Source organism: Enterococcus sp. AZ088, from assembly GCF_051714845.1.
GTDB lineage: Bacteria > Bacillota > Bacilli > Lactobacillales > Enterococcaceae > Enterococcus > Enterococcus faecalis.
Window position 1 is genome coordinate 1,660,639 of the sequence record NZ_JBIOSQ010000001.1, and the last position, 17,594, is coordinate 1,678,232.

The window sequence follows — 17,594 nt, forward strand, 5'->3', positions numbered from 1 at the left end:
AGCCGATTGAAGAGAATAACAATCGGCTGTTTCTTTATAGTTCCCAATTCGTTTTTGCTTGAAAGTTGGCGGCTGCGCCAATCAAGTTGGCATCATTTTGATAATGGCAGGTCACGATTTCTGGAACAAAATCTTTTAATTCAAAGGTCTGTAAATGCGTTAGCATCCGGCGATTAATCTCTGCTAATAAGCCTTCTTTAGCAGAAACACCGCCTCCAAGTACAATCATTTCAGGATCATAAGAAAACTGTAAGCCGAATAATCCTTGTGTTAAATAATCATAAAAATTATTGACTTCTTCGCGAGCAACCTCATCCCCTCGTTGTGCCAGTTCAAAAACTTCTTCTCCTGTCACCGCCTGTTTTTCGACTCCAATTCGTTCACAATAGCGCTGAGCCATTTTGACAGCTGTGCCAATTTCACTGAATGTTTGGCCATTACTTAAAAAGTTCAGTCCAAACTCGCCTCCATATAAATGAGCGCCTTTGTACAATTCACCATTGCGAAAAATTGCTCCGCCAATTCCTGTCCCAATAACGACAAAAAGCACTTCTTTTTTCCCTTTCGCCGCGCCTTCATATATCTCAGCTAAACCAGCACAATTCGCATCATTTTCGATAGTCACTGGTAAGCCAAACAACGCTTCTAATTCTTCATAAATGTTAAAATGATGAATATATGGAATGGCGGAAATCCCTAAAATCTGTTGACTTTTTTCGTCAACTACTCCAGGTGAACTAAAAGCAACACCACTAATCGACTCATTTCTTTTGTCTGCATAAACCGAATATAAATGCGCTTTCATTTCTTCCCAAGAGCCAGGTGTTGGAAAGCTCCCTTGATTTGTTAATTCTTTGCCTGTCCAAACGCCGTATTTCACGGAAGAACCGCCAAGATCAAATGCTAAAATTGCCATATTTATCCATCCTTTTCTACTTCTGTTTTCTTATTTCTTCGATACGTATACGGTCCATGATAGGTCTCATCAGGATTTTTCGTCAAGCGAAATTTCAACGGAACATAGTCAATGCCGCCTTTAACAAAAGGATGACATCGTAAAATCCGTGCTACCCCCATCGTTGTTCCTTTGACACTTCCATGTGTATGAATTGCATCAATCATATATTGTGAACACGTTGGGTAATAGCGACAACGTGCAGGCAATCCTGGAGAAATAAATCGTTGATAAAAACGAACACCGCCGATTAACGGATTTTTCATAAAGTGCCTTCTTTCTAACTAATTCTTACTAAAGAATAGCTTGTTTTTTCATGTTTGGCAAGTCTTAGTTACAAGAAATTACACCAGGTGCACCTATGACAAATTCTTACATTTCTGTTGCTATCCAAATGAAAAAAAACGTGCTACACTATAAAAAAAGGAATGGAGGCTTAGTAAATGGGATTAAAATTTGAACGTTCCAATGACTTAGATAAACTCTTCGATTCTTTCGCCGTTGATCCATTAAAGAAAGAAGTACCTCTTGAAGAACTGGCAAAACAACGACAAGAAGCAAAAAAAGAAGAAGCAAAAAAACAAGCAAAAGAGTAATTTTGCTTGTTTTTTTCTATAGAAACTTTTCAATTGCTGTCCAAGCTGCTTCTTTTCCTTCTTTTGTTTCAGAAGAGAAAATAATAAAGTCATCTTGTTTATCAAAATTCAAGGCTTTTTTGATGACACTCTCGTGTTTGTTCCATTTGCCCCGCGGAATTTTGTCTGCCTTAGTTGCCACAATAATAACTGGCAAATCATAGTATTTCAAAAATTCATACATTTGGATATCATCTTGGGTCGGCGGATGACGTAAATCAATTAAAGAAACGACTGCACGTAACTGCTCACGTTGAGTGATATACGTTTCAATCATTTTTCCCCACTTCGCACGTTCTGTTTTAGAAACTTTGGCATAACCATAGCCAGGAACATCCACAAAGTGTAAGGCATCCTCAATTAAATAAAAGTTTAGCGTTTGCGTTTTACCAGGTTTGCCTGAAGTTCTTGCTAAATTTTTACGATTAATCAAGGTATTAATAAAAGATGATTTCCCAACGTTCGAACGTCCAGCTAAAGCAATCTCCGGTAACTGAGATTCAGGATATTGTTTAGGGGATACCGCACTAATCACGATTTCTGCATTATGTACGTTCATTGTTTTCCTCCGTTCTTCTGTTCAGTCTTTCATTCAAAAGCTTAACAAAAACAGCTCTTTCGGAGATCCGCCGAAAGAGCTGTTTTCAGCTTCAATCTTATACAGCTTCTTTATCTTTTTTGTTATAAATAATTGTTGGTTTACCTGTACCTTCAGCGGCCATTTTAGTAATGATAACTTTTTCAATGCTTTCATCTGAAGGAACATCAAACATTACGTCCATCATAATTTCTTCAATGATTGAACGAAGTCCCCGTGCGCCAGTATTACGTTCAATGGCTTTGGCTGCGATGGCTTTTAATGCTTCTGGTTCAAATTCTAATTTAGTGTCATCAAGAGACAATAATTTTTGATATTGTTTCACCAAGGCATTCTTCGGTTCTGTTAAAATTCGAACCAAATCATCATTCGTTAATTTATCAAGCGCAGCCATTACAGGTAAGCGTCCAATAAATTCTGGAATTAAACCAAATTTCAATAAATCTTCTGGAATAATATGTTGCATGATGCTTTCTTCTTCATTTAAAGCAGAATTAGTTTTACCAAAACCAATAGTTTTTTCGCCTAAGCGGTTTTTAACAATGGTTTCAATTCCATCAAATGCTCCACCAACGATGAAGAGAACATTCGTTGTGTCAATTTGGATAAATTCTTGATGTGGATGTTTGCGGCCCCCTTGTGGTGGTACACTTGCAACTGTTCCTTCAAGAATTTTTAGTAAGGCTTGTTGAACACCCTCACCTGAAACATCTCGAGTAATCGAAACATTTTCACTCTTACGGGCAATTTTATCAATCTCATCAATATAGATAATGCCCTTTTCCGCGCGTTCAACATTATAGTCAGCAGATTGTAGTAATTTTAAAAGGATGTTTTCAACATCTTCCCCTACATAACCTGCTTCTGTTAAACTGGTCGCATCAGCGATTGCAAAAGGTACATTTAATGTTTTTGCTAACGTTTGAGCCAAGAAAGTTTTACCTGAACCTGTTGGTCCAATTAAACAAATGTTACTTTTTTGCAATTCAACGTCATCTTGAGTTGCAGCTGTTTCTGATTGATTTACACGTTTATAGTGATTGTAAACAGCAACAGAAAGTGTGCGTTTTGCACGTTCTTGTCCAATAACATATTCATTTAAAACATTTAAAATTTCTTGGGGTTTTGGCACATCCGTTAATTCTCGGACTGCTTCATCATAAAATTCTTCATCAATAATCTCTTTACATAGATCAATACATTCATTACAAATATAGACACCCGGACCAGCAACAATTTTTTTTACTTCTTCTTGTGTTTTCCCACAAAATGAACAACGAACGGTCCCGTTATTATCCGTATTGTCGTACATGTTCGTCACCCCTCTAAAAATCAAAAAATGACTGTCATCACAGTCTCTCATCATAATAGCACAAACCACTTTAAAATGCGAACATCTCAGATAGAAAGTTTTATTGTTCTTAGACTTCTTATGGTATACTACATTATATAAAAGCACTTTCATAAAAAGTGATTGTGTTGAAACAAATTGGAGGAATTGTGATGTTAGAACAAATTTTACTAGGTACCTATACTCGAAGAGCCAGCCAAGGCATTTATAAAATTGCATTAGATACGACACAAGGTCGTTTAACAGAAGCGACACTTTTGTTAGAAGAAACGAGTCCTACCTATCTTGCTCTGAGTCAAAAGGGCGAACTTTTTAGCGTCACTAGTGTTGACGGTGAAGGTGGCACTGCCGCTTATCAACCAGAAATGGACCATTTTAACTTATTGAATAAAGTAACTGAGGAAGGTGCGCCGCCATGTTATGTAGCTGTTGACGAAAACCGACAACTTGTCTATGCAGCAAATTATCACCAAGGTATCGTTCACGTGTATCGTATCTTAGAAGATGGTTCTTTGGAAGATGCTGACAAAGTGATTCATACAGAGCCAACTGGTCCTCATGAAAACCAAAACAATGCCCATGTTCATTACACAGATTTAACGCCTGATCAACGCTTAGTCGTCTGTGATCTAGGAACCGATCGTGTGTATACGTATAATGTTAGCTTAGATGGAAAGCTTTCTGAAATCGCTCAATTCGTGACTGAGCCAGGGACTGGTCCACGTCATTTAGTGTTCCACCCAACAAAATCATTGGCTTACTTATTTGGTGAATTAGATAGCACTGTTTCAGTTCTTTCATATGATGAAACAGATGGTTCTTTCACTGAATTACAAAAAGTTTCTACTTTACCTGCTGATTATGATGCGTTTAATGGTGGCGCTGCGATTCGTATTTCTTCTGATGGCCGTTTCCTTTATGCTTCAAACCGTGGCCATAACTCAATTGCTGTCTATGCTGTTTCAGAAAATGGCGAAGCGATTGAACGAATTCAATTAATTTCAACAGAAGGCGATATTCCGAGAGATTTTGATTTAGATCCTTCTGAAGATTTCATCGTTGTCGCTAATCAAGACTCTGATAACTTAACACTTTATCGTCGGAACCAAGAAACAGGCTTATTAGAAATGATTCAAAAAGATGTTGCTGTTCCCGAATGTGTTTGTGTTTTATTTGTATAATTAAGTTGACTATTTCCTTGGAAAATAACAGGAGGTCGGGACAGAAGTGTTTAACTCCGAGAAATAAGAAGGAATTTCCGAAAATTGTTCTTTAATTTTTGGAGAATTTCGGCTTATTTCCGAAGGAGTTGCTTTTGTTCCCGCCGTTTATCAGTTTTTGAGCGTGGAGCAAAAATCCAAAGTGATTTTTGTCCCACGCTCCCTGTTTTCTTATTTTAAACGATGGATTGGTTCTCCAATTCTTTAACGTATAAATAAAAAGAGCCAAAGTCTAAGCGATTCATTTGTAAAGATTCATGAATTTTTGTGAACCCTTTACTTTCGAAAAATCGAATCATTCTATGGTTTGTATGATTAGTTTGAGCATACATTTTACGTCTTCCTTCCCAGACTGCTCGTTTCTCCAATTCATGGAACAACAAACTGCCATAACCCTTGGCAATATAATTAGGCGAAGTTGCAAAGCGCTTTAACCAAACAAAGTCTTGTTCCTGCTCCATACAGAACGTTGCCATTGAAAAAATCATTTCTTCGTGCACTAGCAAATACAACCGTTTTTTTGTAATGTCTTCTTGGATATCTTCTTGAGAAGGGTAGTCCTTTGTCCACTGTGTAATGCCCACAACATCCATGTATGCCTTTACTTCTGTTAAAAATTGAAGAATAATCGGTAACTCTTTCTCATCAGCCACTCTAATTTTCATTGTTTATTCTCTTAATAAGGTAACAATAGAATCGACAAGACAATCACACTAATAATGCCAATGATGGTCGGTACACTCGTCCGTTTTAAAATTCTGATGGGACTAACTCCTACTGTTGATGCGACAATCATGACAACTGCTGCTACAGGAGAAATCGTTCTAGTTAAATTCGCGATCATCTGCATTGGCAAGGAAATTAAGATGCCATCAATCCCAGCTTTTTCGGCAATTCCAGGGATTAGTTCGATAACCGCATAAAACATTGCCAGTCCACCACCGCTTAAAATTCCAAAAAGGGTCGTTGCACCGCTGAAAATTAAGGTCGTGACAATTCCTGCTGAACTTGATGCTTCGACAGATGCCATAATACTATCAATAATTCCTAACGTTTGAATCGCAGACGTGAACAATGAACCGCCTACGACAAGCATCACAACTTGACTAAACCCTTGCCCCATTCCTTTAAACATCTCGACAGCCGTATCTTGAACCTTTTTAAAAGATTTCAAGCGAAGCGTCTCAACCAATACCGCAATGAAGAAAGAAATAAATGTAAGAACAAAAATATCCATCGTTATTCCTTTAATAAACATTCCTGCGATTCCCACTCCAACAATTAATAATAGCGGTAATATTGGCAATATTGCATAAAATTTAGGAACATCAAATTCTTTTTGTTTGCTTAAGCCCTCTTCATTTAATGAAACATAGGCAGCCTCACCTTCTTTTTTATCGCAGTATTTTTGCCAGAAGTACTGTGCAACCGCAATGATTAATAACGATGGCAGCGAAATTTTGGCATTCCATACAACATAATTTAACACATCATAACCAAGGGTATTTGCGGCGATTACGTTATCCGCGCCTAAAGGTGTTGGCATGATAGTTGCCGTCATTGCAATCACACCTGCAGCAGTTAATGATGAAATCCCCATGCTGGCTAGCATCGGATATAATATAGACATTAAAATAATCGCTAAACTTGATGCACTAGGAACTACTAGTGACATTAAATTTCCAATTAAAAAGACCACAGGGACAAATAACGATTTACGTTTAATCTTCATTAATGGTTTCACCAAAAAGTTGACAGCCATCTGATTGGCCCCGATTGCATTCATATAGCCTGAATAACCAAAAAGAATCATAATTACAATTCCTGCTGAACTCACTTGTGCAATAATTGTATCTTTAAACTTCAAGAAAATATCAAATAATCCAAAACCGGTTCCTTCTCCTGCAGGATAAATGGGATGTCCTAACATCCATGCACATGCAAGTAGAACAAGCGCACCAATAATTAAGCTGAGTGCGGGATGATAATTTTTTACAATCAAATAGGCTACAACAACTAAAACGACCAATACCAATAAACTTTCAATCATACTTATCCTCCTTCAGTTAATTAACCGCTTTCATTTTTTCGACAACCCATTTTTGAAAAGCTTCAACATTTACATCTATACAGGCAACAGCATTCGTGTTTTTATGATACTTCATTTTTAAATCCGCAACAGTAGCTCCCGCAGCTGGACCTTCCAAAGCAACTTCAATGAACGTTTCAGTTGTCTCAAATAATTCTGGTGAAGTTAAATAGGCAATCGCACAGACATCATGCATTTTCAAACCTGTAGTTAAACTGCCGCCTCTATAATGACGGAAAAGACCATAAAACATTTCCCCAACTCTACCAAGCGCTCTGATGGCTGTTACTTCATGATTCGTTAACACAGCTTGACTTGTAACATCTAATCCTACCATTGTTAGCGGGACACCTGATTGGAAAACAATTTGTGCAGCGTGTGGATCGACATACGTATTAAATTCGGCACTTGTATTTGTATTTCCCCTTGCTAATGAGCCACCCATCATGACGATTTCTGCAATATTTTCTTTGACTTCTGGATAGAGGGTCAGTAACAAAGCAATATTCGTTAATGCAGCAATTGGAACAATGGTCAAAGGAACATCACTAGACAGAATTTCTTTTCGCATAGCTTCCACTGCATGAATATCTAAACACGTAGAGATAGGTTGCGGAAACTCAAAGCCATCCATGCCAGTCTCCCCATGAATCTCAGCAGAATCTTCCAATTGAATAAGTAACGGACAATTACACCCCTTGGCTACAGGAACCTTTTTCCCAAAAAAATCGACAAGTTTCAAGGCATTGTTTGTTGTTTTTTCTACATCTACATTCCCTGCAACCGTCGTTATTAAGCGAACTTCTAGGTTAGGATGATTCAGTGCAATCGCTAAAGCTACAGCATCATCAATTCCTGGGTCCGTATCAATAATGATCGGTCTTTTCTTTGTATCCATTTTTCTTCCTCCATTCACATTTAGGAAAAACATTTCCGGAAACGTTTTCTTAATTTGAGATTAACAGCGCTTTCATTAAAAGTCAAGCAGAATTTCTAAATAATAAATAATTAGGCTTTTTCTTGACTTTCTGCTTTTAGAATGCTTACTATAAAAAAGAGTTCAGTGAAAGGACGAAAATGATGAATATTAAAGATATTGCAAAATTAGCTGGCGTTTCCGCTTCAACTGTATCCAAAATTATAAATAATAAAGATCAAACTATTAGTAAAGAAACCCGTGAGCGTGTCTTAAAAATCGTTCGAGATTACAACTACACACCTTACTCAGCAAATCTCGTCACAAATAGTACTACAAAAACCTTCGTGTTATTATTAAATAGCCATGAAACTTTTGAGGCTTGGGTTACGAGCTTTATTGATAAAGCTCAAGAAAATGGCTATAACTGCTTGATTTTAAATAGTCACGGTAGTTTAGAACAAGAACTGAAAAATATTACCTCGCCAACGTTAAAACAAGCCAGTGGCATTATTTGGGACCCAATCAATGAAAACAGTAAACAATACGCGAAATTTATAGAAGAATTAACGATTCCTTACTATTTCGTCAATCACTCAACTAACGAATTACCTTCTCTAGCGGGGCTTTATGAAGAAGCTAGTTATGTTTTAACCCAAGAATTATTACAGAATAACCATAAAAAAATTAGTTATTTCGTCACTAACCCAAAATATAAAGAAGCAATTATTGCAGGCTATAAAAAAGCCTTGTTTGATGTCAATTTACCCTTTAGTAAAGAAAATATTTTAACTACTATCCCTGCTGATTTCAGTAATCAGCTTATCACAGATGGGATTACGGGTATCCTTACTGATGACTATACCCAGGCTGTTTTTTTGGAACAGCTTTTAAAGCAGAGCGGTTTGCGAACCCCCGATAATTACTCTTTACTCGCAATTAAGCGAAAAATTGATCGTTCATTTTTACCTGATCATATTTCTTCCGTCTTATTAGATACAGAGACGTTTGGTAGCCAGTTAGCCTTATTATTGCTTAACAAACGCAAAGAAAAAACAGCCTTGATTAATGACGCTGAAAAATTGGTGCTAGATCACAAAAATACATTAGGCATGTCTAGTGTTAATCCACATAGCAAAATGATTGTAGTAGGTAGTTTAAACGTTGATAATTATCTGTATTCAACAAATTTACCACATAACGGCAAAACAAATTTTTTGTCTAGCTATGCTAAATTCCCCGGCGGAAAAGGATTAAATCAAGCTGTTGGCTTAACCAAACTGGGCCATCAAGCCACCTTAATTGGTTGTTTAGGCTCAGACACAGATGCGAATTACTTATATAAAGAATTAGAAAAATACCACGTTACGACAGATGGTATCACACGTATTCAAGATACTGAGACTGGTCAAGCATATATTTATGTTGAGACAAGCGGCGACTCCATGATTTCAATCTTACCTGGTGCAAACACAGCGCTTACGCCTAAAAAAATCGCACAGCAAAAACACCTATTTATGGATGCCAGTTTTTGTCTCATTCAAACAGAAATTCCTTTGTCTGCTGTAGAAAAAGCTTGTGAAATCGCCCAACATTCAGGGGTGCCGATTATTTTAAAACCAGCTGCTATTCATCATATTCCAGTGAATATACTAGAAAAGGTTGATTTTTTCATTCCCAATGAAGATGAATTATTGGAACTTCAACCAGATACTGGTACATTAGAAGAGAAAGCGGCGTACTTCTTAGAAATGGGCGTAAAAAATGTCATTGTTACTTTAGGAAAAAAAGGCGTGTTATTAAAAACACCCCAAGTGTGCCACTATTTCCCTGCAACAGAAAATATAGCTGTGGATAGCACTGGTGCCAGTGACAGCTTTATCAGCGCGCTCGCCTCCTATCTTTCGAAAGGTTATCCGACTGAAGCAGCCATTCAAATAGCAATTCAGGCTGCAGGATTTTCAGTTTCTAAAGAAGGGGTGATTGATTCTTTAGTTGATCACGTCACTTTGGAAAATTATTTGATAAAAAAAGAACCCGCTCTTTTTGCTCATCGTAACACCTGTGTCGACTGACACAGGTGTTTTCCTGCTGAATATCTTGTTATTTTCTCATAAACCAATGAGAATTGTTCTTTTTTATTACAATTTATTAGGCGAACTATTATAATAAAAGAGAAGTTATTACTAAGGAGTGAGTCTCATCAAAACACAAGATGCCATAAAAACATTTTTACTTTCAAAGAAAACACAAAAAAAATTGGCTGTCTTTTTATACTTAGCAAAACAAACGAACCTTGATTTATCTAGTGTTGCCCGAAAATTCGATCTTTCTACTAAAAATTTATCAATTTATCTTCGTGAAATTCAAGAAGACTTAGCAACCCTTCCTGAAAATACCTTAGAGATTCAGATCCATCACGGAAAAATTTCATTACATACGACTTCCAATGATTTTCTTTCCCACTATTTTTTATTATTTAATTATTACTGTGTCCATTCTACTGACTTCATTCTTTTTCAAGCAATTATCAAAAAAGAAAACAATTCTGTCTGGAAAGTGAGTCAAGAAACTAATTTTAGCTCATCTTACATTTACAAACGGTTAAATAACATTAATAAACTATTTGGTTTGTATGGAATTTCCGTCCATTTTTCCCCCTCCGCGAGTAAAGTGATTACAGGTTCTGAATTTCAAGTCCTATATGCTTTTCTTGATGTCTACTGGACCATCTTTTTAAATACCTTAGCCTTACCACGTTATACCTCTACTTTTTTTGAAGATATACTGACGCAACATATTAAACCAGAAATTCTTGAACGCTTGGAACACGCTTCTCTACTAAAATTAAATTTACTTTTACACATCGCAAAATATCGCTTTCCATATACTTGTGAAGATGATCTCCAAAAAGAATTTGAAGAACATCCTTATTTAAGGCTTTTCTCAGACTCAAAACAAACTATTTTTTGTTCCCAATCAAATTTTTCAGAAGATCAACAGCGGGTTGTAGATATCATTGCACCCATTGCCATTGATAATTTTGATTCAGCAAAACGAGCCAAAGATTTACTGACTGCTCTAAATGAAATTTCTTGCCCAGAATATTTCTACGTTGATTCTTTATTAACCAATTTTTGCGAAGTTTTTCAAATTCCAAAAATGCGTGAATTTGATCGTCATTACTTCTTACTTATTTTATTTAAAAATATTATCTATAACCAATTATTTATTTCACAGCAACCAAATACCGCGATTCTAGATTTTTTAGTCAATAAAAATAGTACTTATCAAAAAGATTTACAGAAAAAAATTTATGCTTTTTATCAAAACTTTTCAGCGCATTCCCCTTATCAGTTAAGATTTAAGGATCAGGAGAACCCAATTTGGACATGTGAATTGTTGTTACGAATTTATAAGCACTATAGTCCCCGCAAAAAAATTAAAATTGGTGTTGCATATTCTCGCGATTTTTACATTGCTAGCTTTATTATGATGAAAATCAAGCAAGCATTTAGTGAGGATATTATTTTTGAACGAACCGATTTTCCTAGTTGTGATATTGTGATTACTGACTATCCCTTATTTGATTTACCAAAAGAAATAGACCGAATTTACATTTTAGAAGAAGAATTAACCCGAGAAGATTGGGAACTAATTTTCAGTAAAATAAGTATCGCCATTTTTGATTTGCAATATTAAAACAAACATCAAGCGCCAACCTGTCTCACCAGCCATAATGAAAACAAGCGACCTACAAACCACTTCTGCCAGTTTTAGTCTGACAGAAAATAGTTTGTAGGTCACTTGTATATTGCTGTTCTTTTCTACGTTACCTTCAAAGACAATCTAGTAAGTGGGTACACGTCGTACTTCAGCCCTTAAAGTGCTACGCTTCCACCGCTGATCAGTTTTTAAGCCTGAGACGAAGATCCAAAGTGTTTTTTGTCTCAGGCTCTTACATTTTTTCAACAAAGGTATTGCTAGGCGCTACTTGAAGCTGAAAACTATTTTCTCTATCGAGATTCCTCATCAGTAGACTCAAATTTAAAACTTTTTTCTATAAAAGCGACTTCTTTTGCGTATGTTTTTACAAAAGAAGAATAGTCTTTGGGATCTTTGACCTTTTCCAATTGGTCAACAGAGACTTCTAATTCAAATCCTGTTCCATCTTTAAAGAGATAATATTTTGAGATGTCTGTATATCCTTGATTCCGTTTTAAAATATAGCCGGTTTGTACATCAGCAATTTTATCAATTGGATATGCTTTGATAAACTCTTTACTTGTATCCAAATAATCAGAAAGACTGTTGACAAGATTGCCAGAAAGGTACATACCTGCCGATGTATAATAGTCTCTTTTTTCATAAAAACTGATATTGCCTAGATATTTTGTATCTGGATACTCCTCTGTAGAAGGTAAAATTAAAAAGTTCTTTCCGCCACTGGTTTCAATATCGGCATCGCCGATAATTTCTATTTGATAGCCTTGATTAAATAAAAGTTTATTTTGTTCTATTGTGACTTTTAGTGGTTTTTCTAAATCAACAGGTCCAGTTGTGGTAAGTCCAGCTTCTTTTAAAGGATAAACATCTTCTGATGAAGCGGAGTAATCCCAATAATCATCTTTCTCCGCAAGATCAATATATACTATAAAGCCAATTGCTACAGCAATGCCTATCCAAATAATTTTTTTGTTCTTTTTTTGTTTTTTCTTTTTTTTCGTCTGTGGTTTTACCACTTTTTTATTGGGGTTAGGAAGTTGCTTTACTGTGTCTGTTCTTGTGACAGGAAAAAACGACCATTTTGGCTTTTGAAAAAGTGCATCATATGTATCATAAAAATTCTTTTGTTTAGCCATTTTTTCTCTCCACTAATTTTTTTGATAAGGAAATTTCCTCAGATGCTTCGGAGACTAATCTTTCATAATCATCTGTGATACTTTCCGACAACACTCGTATGGTACTTAAGATACCATTAGTTGCAAGTGTTATTTCTTCTGTTGACAATTTATCTTCTTTAATGCTTAAAAACCGTTCTGATGCTCGTAAAATCTCTGGTACCTTATGATATAAAAAATCACTAAAATGAGTAATTGCTTCAGGATACTTCACTAAGTGTTTAAAGATGCCTTTAGCGGAAGCAACACCCAGTTCTACTTGTTCAATTTTTTTTAAATTTCGTGACTTATTCGTTAGTTCGTTTAAATAAATAATTTGTTTTTTTAATTCGTCCATAATTCTTTGGTACATCTCTAGGTCACTGTCCGTTAGATGGTGCGTCGTTTGATATTTTTTTAGATTTTTTTTATAACGGAAATACATACGACCATTTCTATAAATAACCCAACCAATGTACCCAGTCCCCACTAACAAAACCATTATCCCTTTCAAATCATTTACTCCTTTTTAAATTAGTATATATTACTGAATAACACACTGTCCAGCTTAAAATTGACAAATAAGTATGAAGTGTTACTCCCCCAATTACTTGTGCACTTTTATTGTATCATATAGAAAAATTGTTCTGTTCCGCATTTGGACAAATTGTCTAAATGTCTAACGAAATCTTTTTTTGTTTAATATGTAGCAAAAAACACTTGCAAGAATTGATTACTTCTCACAAGCGTTTTTTATTGTCTAAAACAACTATTTACATTTCATTTTATTAAATAGTGAATAAATAAATTACTGCAGCTAATGAAGCACCTAAGATAGGTCCCACAATTGGCACCCAAGAATAAGCCCAATCAGAATCACCTTTTGTTTTCACAGGAATAATTTGGTGCGCTAAACGAGGTCCTAAATCACGTGCAGGGTTAATTGCATAACCTGTAGGTCCGCCTAATGATAGACCTAGTCCTAAGACCAAAATCCCAACAAGCATTGGGTTAATGCCAGCCGCTAAGTCGTTTTGAGAAAAGGCTAGTAAGCCAAAAACCAAGACAAATGTGCCGATAATTTCTGTTAAAACATTGGCTGGATAGTTACGGACAGCTGGACCAGTGGCGAAGGTTCCTAAAATAGCACCTTTGTCTTCTGTAATGTTCCAATGGGGTAAATAAGCTAACCAGACAACTAAACCACCAATAAAACCGCCTAGGACTTGAGCTACGATATAAGGTAAAACCATGCCCCATTCAAAGTTTCCAGTAATTGCCATCGCAACTGTTACAGCAGGATTTAAATGCGCTGGACTCATATACCCAGACATGTAAACAGCTAATGTAACAGCAGCGCCCCAACCTAAAGCAATAACGACCCAACCAGAAGCAAAGGCTTTGCTTTTCTTCAAGTTAACTGCGGCACAGACGCCATCCCCTAGTAAAACTAAAATCATCGTTCCGAAAAATTCACCGAATAATTGTGTCATCATCGAAGTTCCCATTTTTTCTTCACCCTACTTTCAAATTTTTTAAATCTGATTCTTCAATTGCTTTTTCTAATGTTTCAATGTGTCGTGCTCTTTCTTCCGCTGTCCATTGATAATGCTGTGCCATTTCTTCAATGACTCCCGCTTTCACTTGGTCCAAACGATCACGCATAAACAATAAGTGGTTGGTCCGTCGCAATAAAAAGTCGACGGGTGTTAAAGCCATTTCTTCTTCCATCGCATAGTTTAAAGAGACAGTTTCTGTTAAGGTTAAACCAGGAATTACTTTGGCATCATCAATCATTTCAAAAACAGTTGGTACGTTGGAGCCATATAAATGAGCTAAGTATAGTGCATCCTTTTCACTTAACCCTTTAGACACGCCATGTTTTGCCAACGCTTCTAATTCTTCGTCTACCGTTGCAGGGTTCAATTTTCCGCCTGAAACTGGATAGTTTTTAGAATCAATTAAGGTGAATTCTTTTTGGTATTCTTCTGCTAAGATGGTTTGAATCATTTTCATCGCACCTTCTGCCATTTTACGATAATCTGTTAATTTCCCACCAGCCAAAGTGAGCAAGCCATCCGCTGATCTTTCCAATGAGCTGCCTCGAGAGACAGCTGAAGGATTGACTTTATTTTCCACCAAACTGTCTTCTAGATGGTTTAGGACTTCTTCAATTTCTCGTTTATCTGTTTGGTTTTTTTGGTATCTGTCAACGACATCAATGACTTCATCAATACTTTTATCTGAAAGTTTGCCATTGTTTCCCCCGTTATAATCTGAGCCACCGTTAGCAGAAATTAAAGGTCGTAAGCCAGCCCAGCTGGCTTCAATATCATCAATTGTCAATTGTACCTCTGGATAACGATTATTGACTACTTCCAATAGGTAATCCACATCACTTTGTTCTACTGTTGGATGTTGAAAGTCTCCATGGTAATCTGTATCCGTCGTCCCAAAATATGTTTTTTCTTCTCTTGGAACAACGAAGACCATGCGGCCATCTTGTTTACCTGTATCAAAATACGTTGGTTGAGGAACATTTAAACGGCTTTTGTCGACAACTAAATGAACCCCTTTGGTTGGACGCATTTGTGGTGTAAATGAATCGTTTTTGTCTAAGCCTCTTAATTTATCTGACCAAGGACCAGTAGTATTAATCACAACATCTGCGTGAATCTCAAACTGTTCGTCAGTTAGTAGGTCCTTTGCTTGAATGCCAGTAATTTTACCTTCATCATTGTATAAAAAGCCCACCGCTTGAACCCGACTCACAGCATGTGCCCCGTCAGCTACTGCTTGTTTAATATTTTCAATAACTAAACGAGCATCATTATTTCGGTAATCTAAATAAACACCGCCACCTTGTAGACCTTCACTTTTTAGTTGTGGCTCACGTGCCAAAACCTCGTCTTTTGTTAACAGATAGTTGGCGTACTTGGTACCTGTTACATCAGCTAACTGATCATATAAATCCATTGCTATTTTGACAGAAAATAGATTAAATGTTGCATTTGGCTCATCATAAATCGGCAATAACATGGGATCCGCTTTAGGGATGTGTGGCGCAATGGATTGAACGACGGCTCGTTCTTTCACTGTATCTGCTACCACCTCCACGTCAAACGTTTTCAAATAGCGGATACCACCATGAACTAATTTGGTTGATCGTGAAGAGGTGCCCTCTGCGAAATCCTGCATTTCAATTAACCCTGTCTTCATTTTAGCGGCACTGGCTTGCAGGGCAACGCCTGCGCCAGTAATGCCACCACCAATAATTAAGACATCTAAGTGTTGTGTTTTTAAAGCGTCGATTGATTGTCGGCGTGTTTCTATTGAGAAAGTCATAGAAAATTCCCCTTTTCCATTTACTTATTTTTACGTTTGAATTGTTGGGTAGCTGCTACTGCTTGTTGCCAACCTTCATATAAATCTTCTCGTTCTTCTTCCGCCATAATGGGTTCAAATTGTTGTCCTTCTTCTTGGAATGCTTTGATTTCTTCTAAGTCTTTCCAGAAGCCAACCGCTAAGCCCGCCAAGAAAGCTGCGCCTAAGGCCGTTGTTTCTAAGTTATGGGCTCTTTGAACAGCAGTGTTTAAAATATCTGCTTGGAATTGCATCAAGAAATCATTGTTTGCTGCTCCACCGTCTACTTTTAAGACAGGAATGTCTATGCCTGTATCTTCTTTCATCGTGTCAATAATGTCACGAACTTGATACGCAACTGCTTGAAGTGTCGCTTTGACAAAATCTTCTCTCGTGGTACCGCGTGTCAATCCAAAGACAGCCCCACGCGCTTGTGAATCCCAATATGGTGCACCCAAACCAGTGAATGCAGGAACCACATAAACTTCATTGTGCCCTGTTGACGCTTTGGCTACTGCTTCAGATTCCGCAGCCGTTTGCAACATTTTTAAGCCATCTCGTAACCATTGAATCGCTGAACCAGCCACGAAGATACTTCCTTCCAAGGCATAATATACTTTGCCGTTAATGCCATAGCCAATAGTGGTAAGCAGATTATTTTTAGAAAGTTGAGGTTCTTCGCCAGTGTTCATGACAATAAATGAGCCTGTTCCATAGGTATTTTTAACCATCCCAGGTTCAAAGGCCATTTGACCAAATAAGGCGGCTTGTTGGTCACCAGCCATCCCAGCGATAGGAACTTCACTTCCGTAAAAATGGTAATTTTTTGTTAGTCCATACACTTCAGAGTTCGAAACGACTTTCGGTAACATCACTCGTGGGATATTTAAAAGATCCAAAATTTCTTGATCCCAATCTAAATCATGGATATTAAACAACATCGTCCGACTTGCATTTGAATAATCAGTGACATGAGTATCTCCCGTTAATTTCCAAACGAGCCAAGTGTCAATTGTTCCAAACATCAATTCGCCGTTTTCTGCACGTTCTTGTGCACCTTCTACATGATCTAAGATCCAACGAACCTTCGTTGCTGAGAAATAAGCATCAATGATTAACCCAGTTTTTTCATGAATCATTTCGCTGTAGCCATCTTCTTTTAGTTGATCGGCAATAGGTGTCGTTTGGCGTGATTGCCAAACAATTGCGTTATAAATGGGTAACCCAGTTGCTTTGTCCCAAACAACGGTTGTTTCCCGTTGGTTTGTAATCCCAATTCCGGCAATATCTGTAGGTTTCACTCCTGACTCAATTAAAGAACCTGCAATAACGGATTGAACAGAATTCCAAATTTCATTGGCATTATGTTCCACCCAACCTGCATTAGGGAAATATTGAGTAAATTCCTTTTGTGAACTACCAATTTTGTTTCCTTTTTTATCAAAAATAATTGCACGAGAACTAGTCGTTCCTTGATCAATCGCCATAATGTATTTTTCTTCTGCCATGATAATTCCTCCTAAACGTTTTTGAAATCGTTTTCTTTATGTCCCTATCTTACAAACAAAAGAATAACTAAACATGTCA

The 17,594-nt window shown here is 36.9% G+C and carries 16 protein-coding genes; 4 read left to right on the forward strand and 12 right to left on the reverse strand.

Annotation, left to right across the window (positions count from 1 at the left end; genetic code table 11):
* Window positions 1-34 precede the first annotated feature (34 nt).
* Entirely contained in the window at window positions 35-916 is an 882-nt protein-coding gene (locus tag IGL17_RS08155) for an ROK family protein (RefSeq protein WP_002365792.1), read from the reverse strand.
* Window positions 917-918: 2 nt separating this feature from the next.
* Window positions 919-1,221: a membrane protein insertion efficiency factor YidD gene (gene yidD / locus IGL17_RS08160; protein ID WP_002357157.1), complete on the reverse strand. Its 303-nt coding sequence runs from the start codon at window positions 1,219-1,221 to the stop codon at window positions 919-921.
* Window positions 1,222-1,398: 177 nt separating this feature from the next.
* On the opposite strand from yidD, the gene IGL17_RS08165 reads away from it, so the two are divergent.
* On the forward strand, window positions 1,399-1,551 hold the full coding sequence (locus IGL17_RS08165; protein WP_002362024.1) for an SPJ_0845 family protein: 153 nt from the start codon (window positions 1,399-1,401) through the stop codon (window positions 1,549-1,551).
* 16 nt (window positions 1,552-1,567) lie between these two features.
* On the opposite strand, the gene yihA is transcribed toward IGL17_RS08165, so the two are convergent.
* Window positions 1,568-2,149, reverse strand: coding sequence for a ribosome biogenesis GTP-binding protein YihA/YsxC (gene yihA, locus IGL17_RS08170; protein WP_002357155.1), 582 nt, complete (start codon window positions 2,147-2,149; stop codon window positions 1,568-1,570).
* A 97-nt stretch (window positions 2,150-2,246) separates the two neighbouring features.
* Complete coding sequence (gene clpX, locus IGL17_RS08175) at window positions 2,247-3,500, reverse strand: ATP-dependent Clp protease ATP-binding subunit ClpX (RefSeq protein WP_002357154.1); 1,254 nt, start codon at window positions 3,498-3,500, stop codon at window positions 2,247-2,249.
* A gap of 191 nt (window positions 3,501-3,691) precedes the next feature.
* Here clpX and IGL17_RS08180 point away from each other — a divergent pair, with 191 nt between their 5' ends.
* Complete coding sequence (locus IGL17_RS08180; protein ID WP_002357153.1) at window positions 3,692-4,720, forward strand: lactonase family protein; 1,029 nt, start codon at window positions 3,692-3,694, stop codon at window positions 4,718-4,720.
* Window positions 4,721-4,935: 215 nt separating this feature from the next.
* On the opposite strand, the gene IGL17_RS08185 is transcribed toward IGL17_RS08180, so the two are convergent.
* Genes IGL17_RS08185 through rihC form a run of 3 tightly spaced genes read right to left on the reverse strand, consistent with a single transcriptional unit; the run spans window position 4,936 to window position 7,779 of the window.
* Complete coding sequence (locus IGL17_RS08185) at window positions 4,936-5,424, reverse strand: GNAT family N-acetyltransferase (RefSeq protein WP_010707402.1); 489 nt, start codon at window positions 5,422-5,424, stop codon at window positions 4,936-4,938.
* 11 nt (window positions 5,425-5,435) lie between these two features.
* Window positions 5,436-6,809, reverse strand: coding sequence for a C4-dicarboxylate transporter DcuC (gene dcuC, locus IGL17_RS08190; RefSeq protein ID WP_002360057.1), 1,374 nt, complete (start codon window positions 6,807-6,809; stop codon window positions 5,436-5,438).
* 16 nt (window positions 6,810-6,825) lie between these two features.
* Entirely contained in the window at window positions 6,826-7,779 is a 954-nt protein-coding gene (gene rihC, locus IGL17_RS08195) for a ribonucleoside hydrolase RihC (RefSeq protein WP_002383111.1), read from the reverse strand.
* Between the two features lie 146 nt (window positions 7,780-7,925).
* Here rihC and IGL17_RS08200 point away from each other — a divergent pair, with 146 nt between their 5' ends.
* Together IGL17_RS08200 and IGL17_RS08205 are read left to right on the forward strand one after the other, a co-directional pair.
* Window positions 7,926-9,839 carry a PfkB family carbohydrate kinase gene (locus tag IGL17_RS08200; protein ID WP_010819456.1) on the forward strand — a complete coding sequence of 638 codons (1,914 nt, stop codon included), beginning with the start codon at window positions 7,926-7,928 and terminating at the stop codon, window positions 9,837-9,839.
* Between the two features lie 118 nt (window positions 9,840-9,957).
* On the forward strand, window positions 9,958-11,466 hold the full coding sequence (locus IGL17_RS08205) for a helix-turn-helix domain-containing protein (RefSeq protein ID WP_016618463.1): 1,509 nt from the start codon (window positions 9,958-9,960) through the stop codon (window positions 11,464-11,466).
* A 314-nt stretch (window positions 11,467-11,780) separates the two neighbouring features.
* Here the strand turns inward: IGL17_RS08205 and IGL17_RS08210 are convergent, their stop codons facing one another.
* From IGL17_RS08210 to glpK, 5 genes are all read right to left on the reverse strand, one after another.
* On the reverse strand, window positions 11,781-12,626 hold the full coding sequence (locus tag IGL17_RS08210; protein ID WP_002365799.1) for a hypothetical protein: 846 nt from the start codon (window positions 12,624-12,626) through the stop codon (window positions 11,781-11,783).
* The gene (locus tag IGL17_RS08215) at window positions 12,619-13,146 is read right to left on the reverse strand and encodes a 5-bromo-4-chloroindolyl phosphate hydrolysis family protein (RefSeq protein WP_016616926.1); all 528 of its coding nucleotides are present in this window, start codon (window positions 13,144-13,146) and stop codon (window positions 12,619-12,621) included. Before IGL17_RS08215 ends, IGL17_RS08210 begins: the two co-directional genes overlap by 8 nt.
* Window positions 13,147-13,432: 286 nt before the next feature.
* Window positions 13,433-14,152: an MIP/aquaporin family protein gene (locus IGL17_RS08220; RefSeq protein WP_002357140.1), complete on the reverse strand. Its 720-nt coding sequence runs from the start codon at window positions 14,150-14,152 to the stop codon at window positions 13,433-13,435.
* A gap of 7 nt (window positions 14,153-14,159) precedes the next feature.
* Window positions 14,160-15,989: a type 1 glycerol-3-phosphate oxidase gene (gene glpO / locus IGL17_RS08225; protein WP_016618462.1), complete on the reverse strand. Its 1,830-nt coding sequence runs from the start codon at window positions 15,987-15,989 to the stop codon at window positions 14,160-14,162.
* Window positions 15,990-16,009: 20 nt separating this feature from the next.
* Entirely contained in the window at window positions 16,010-17,515 is a 1,506-nt protein-coding gene (gene glpK / locus IGL17_RS08230; protein WP_002357138.1) for a glycerol kinase GlpK, read from the reverse strand.
* Between the last annotated feature and the right edge of the window lie 79 nt (window positions 17,516-17,594).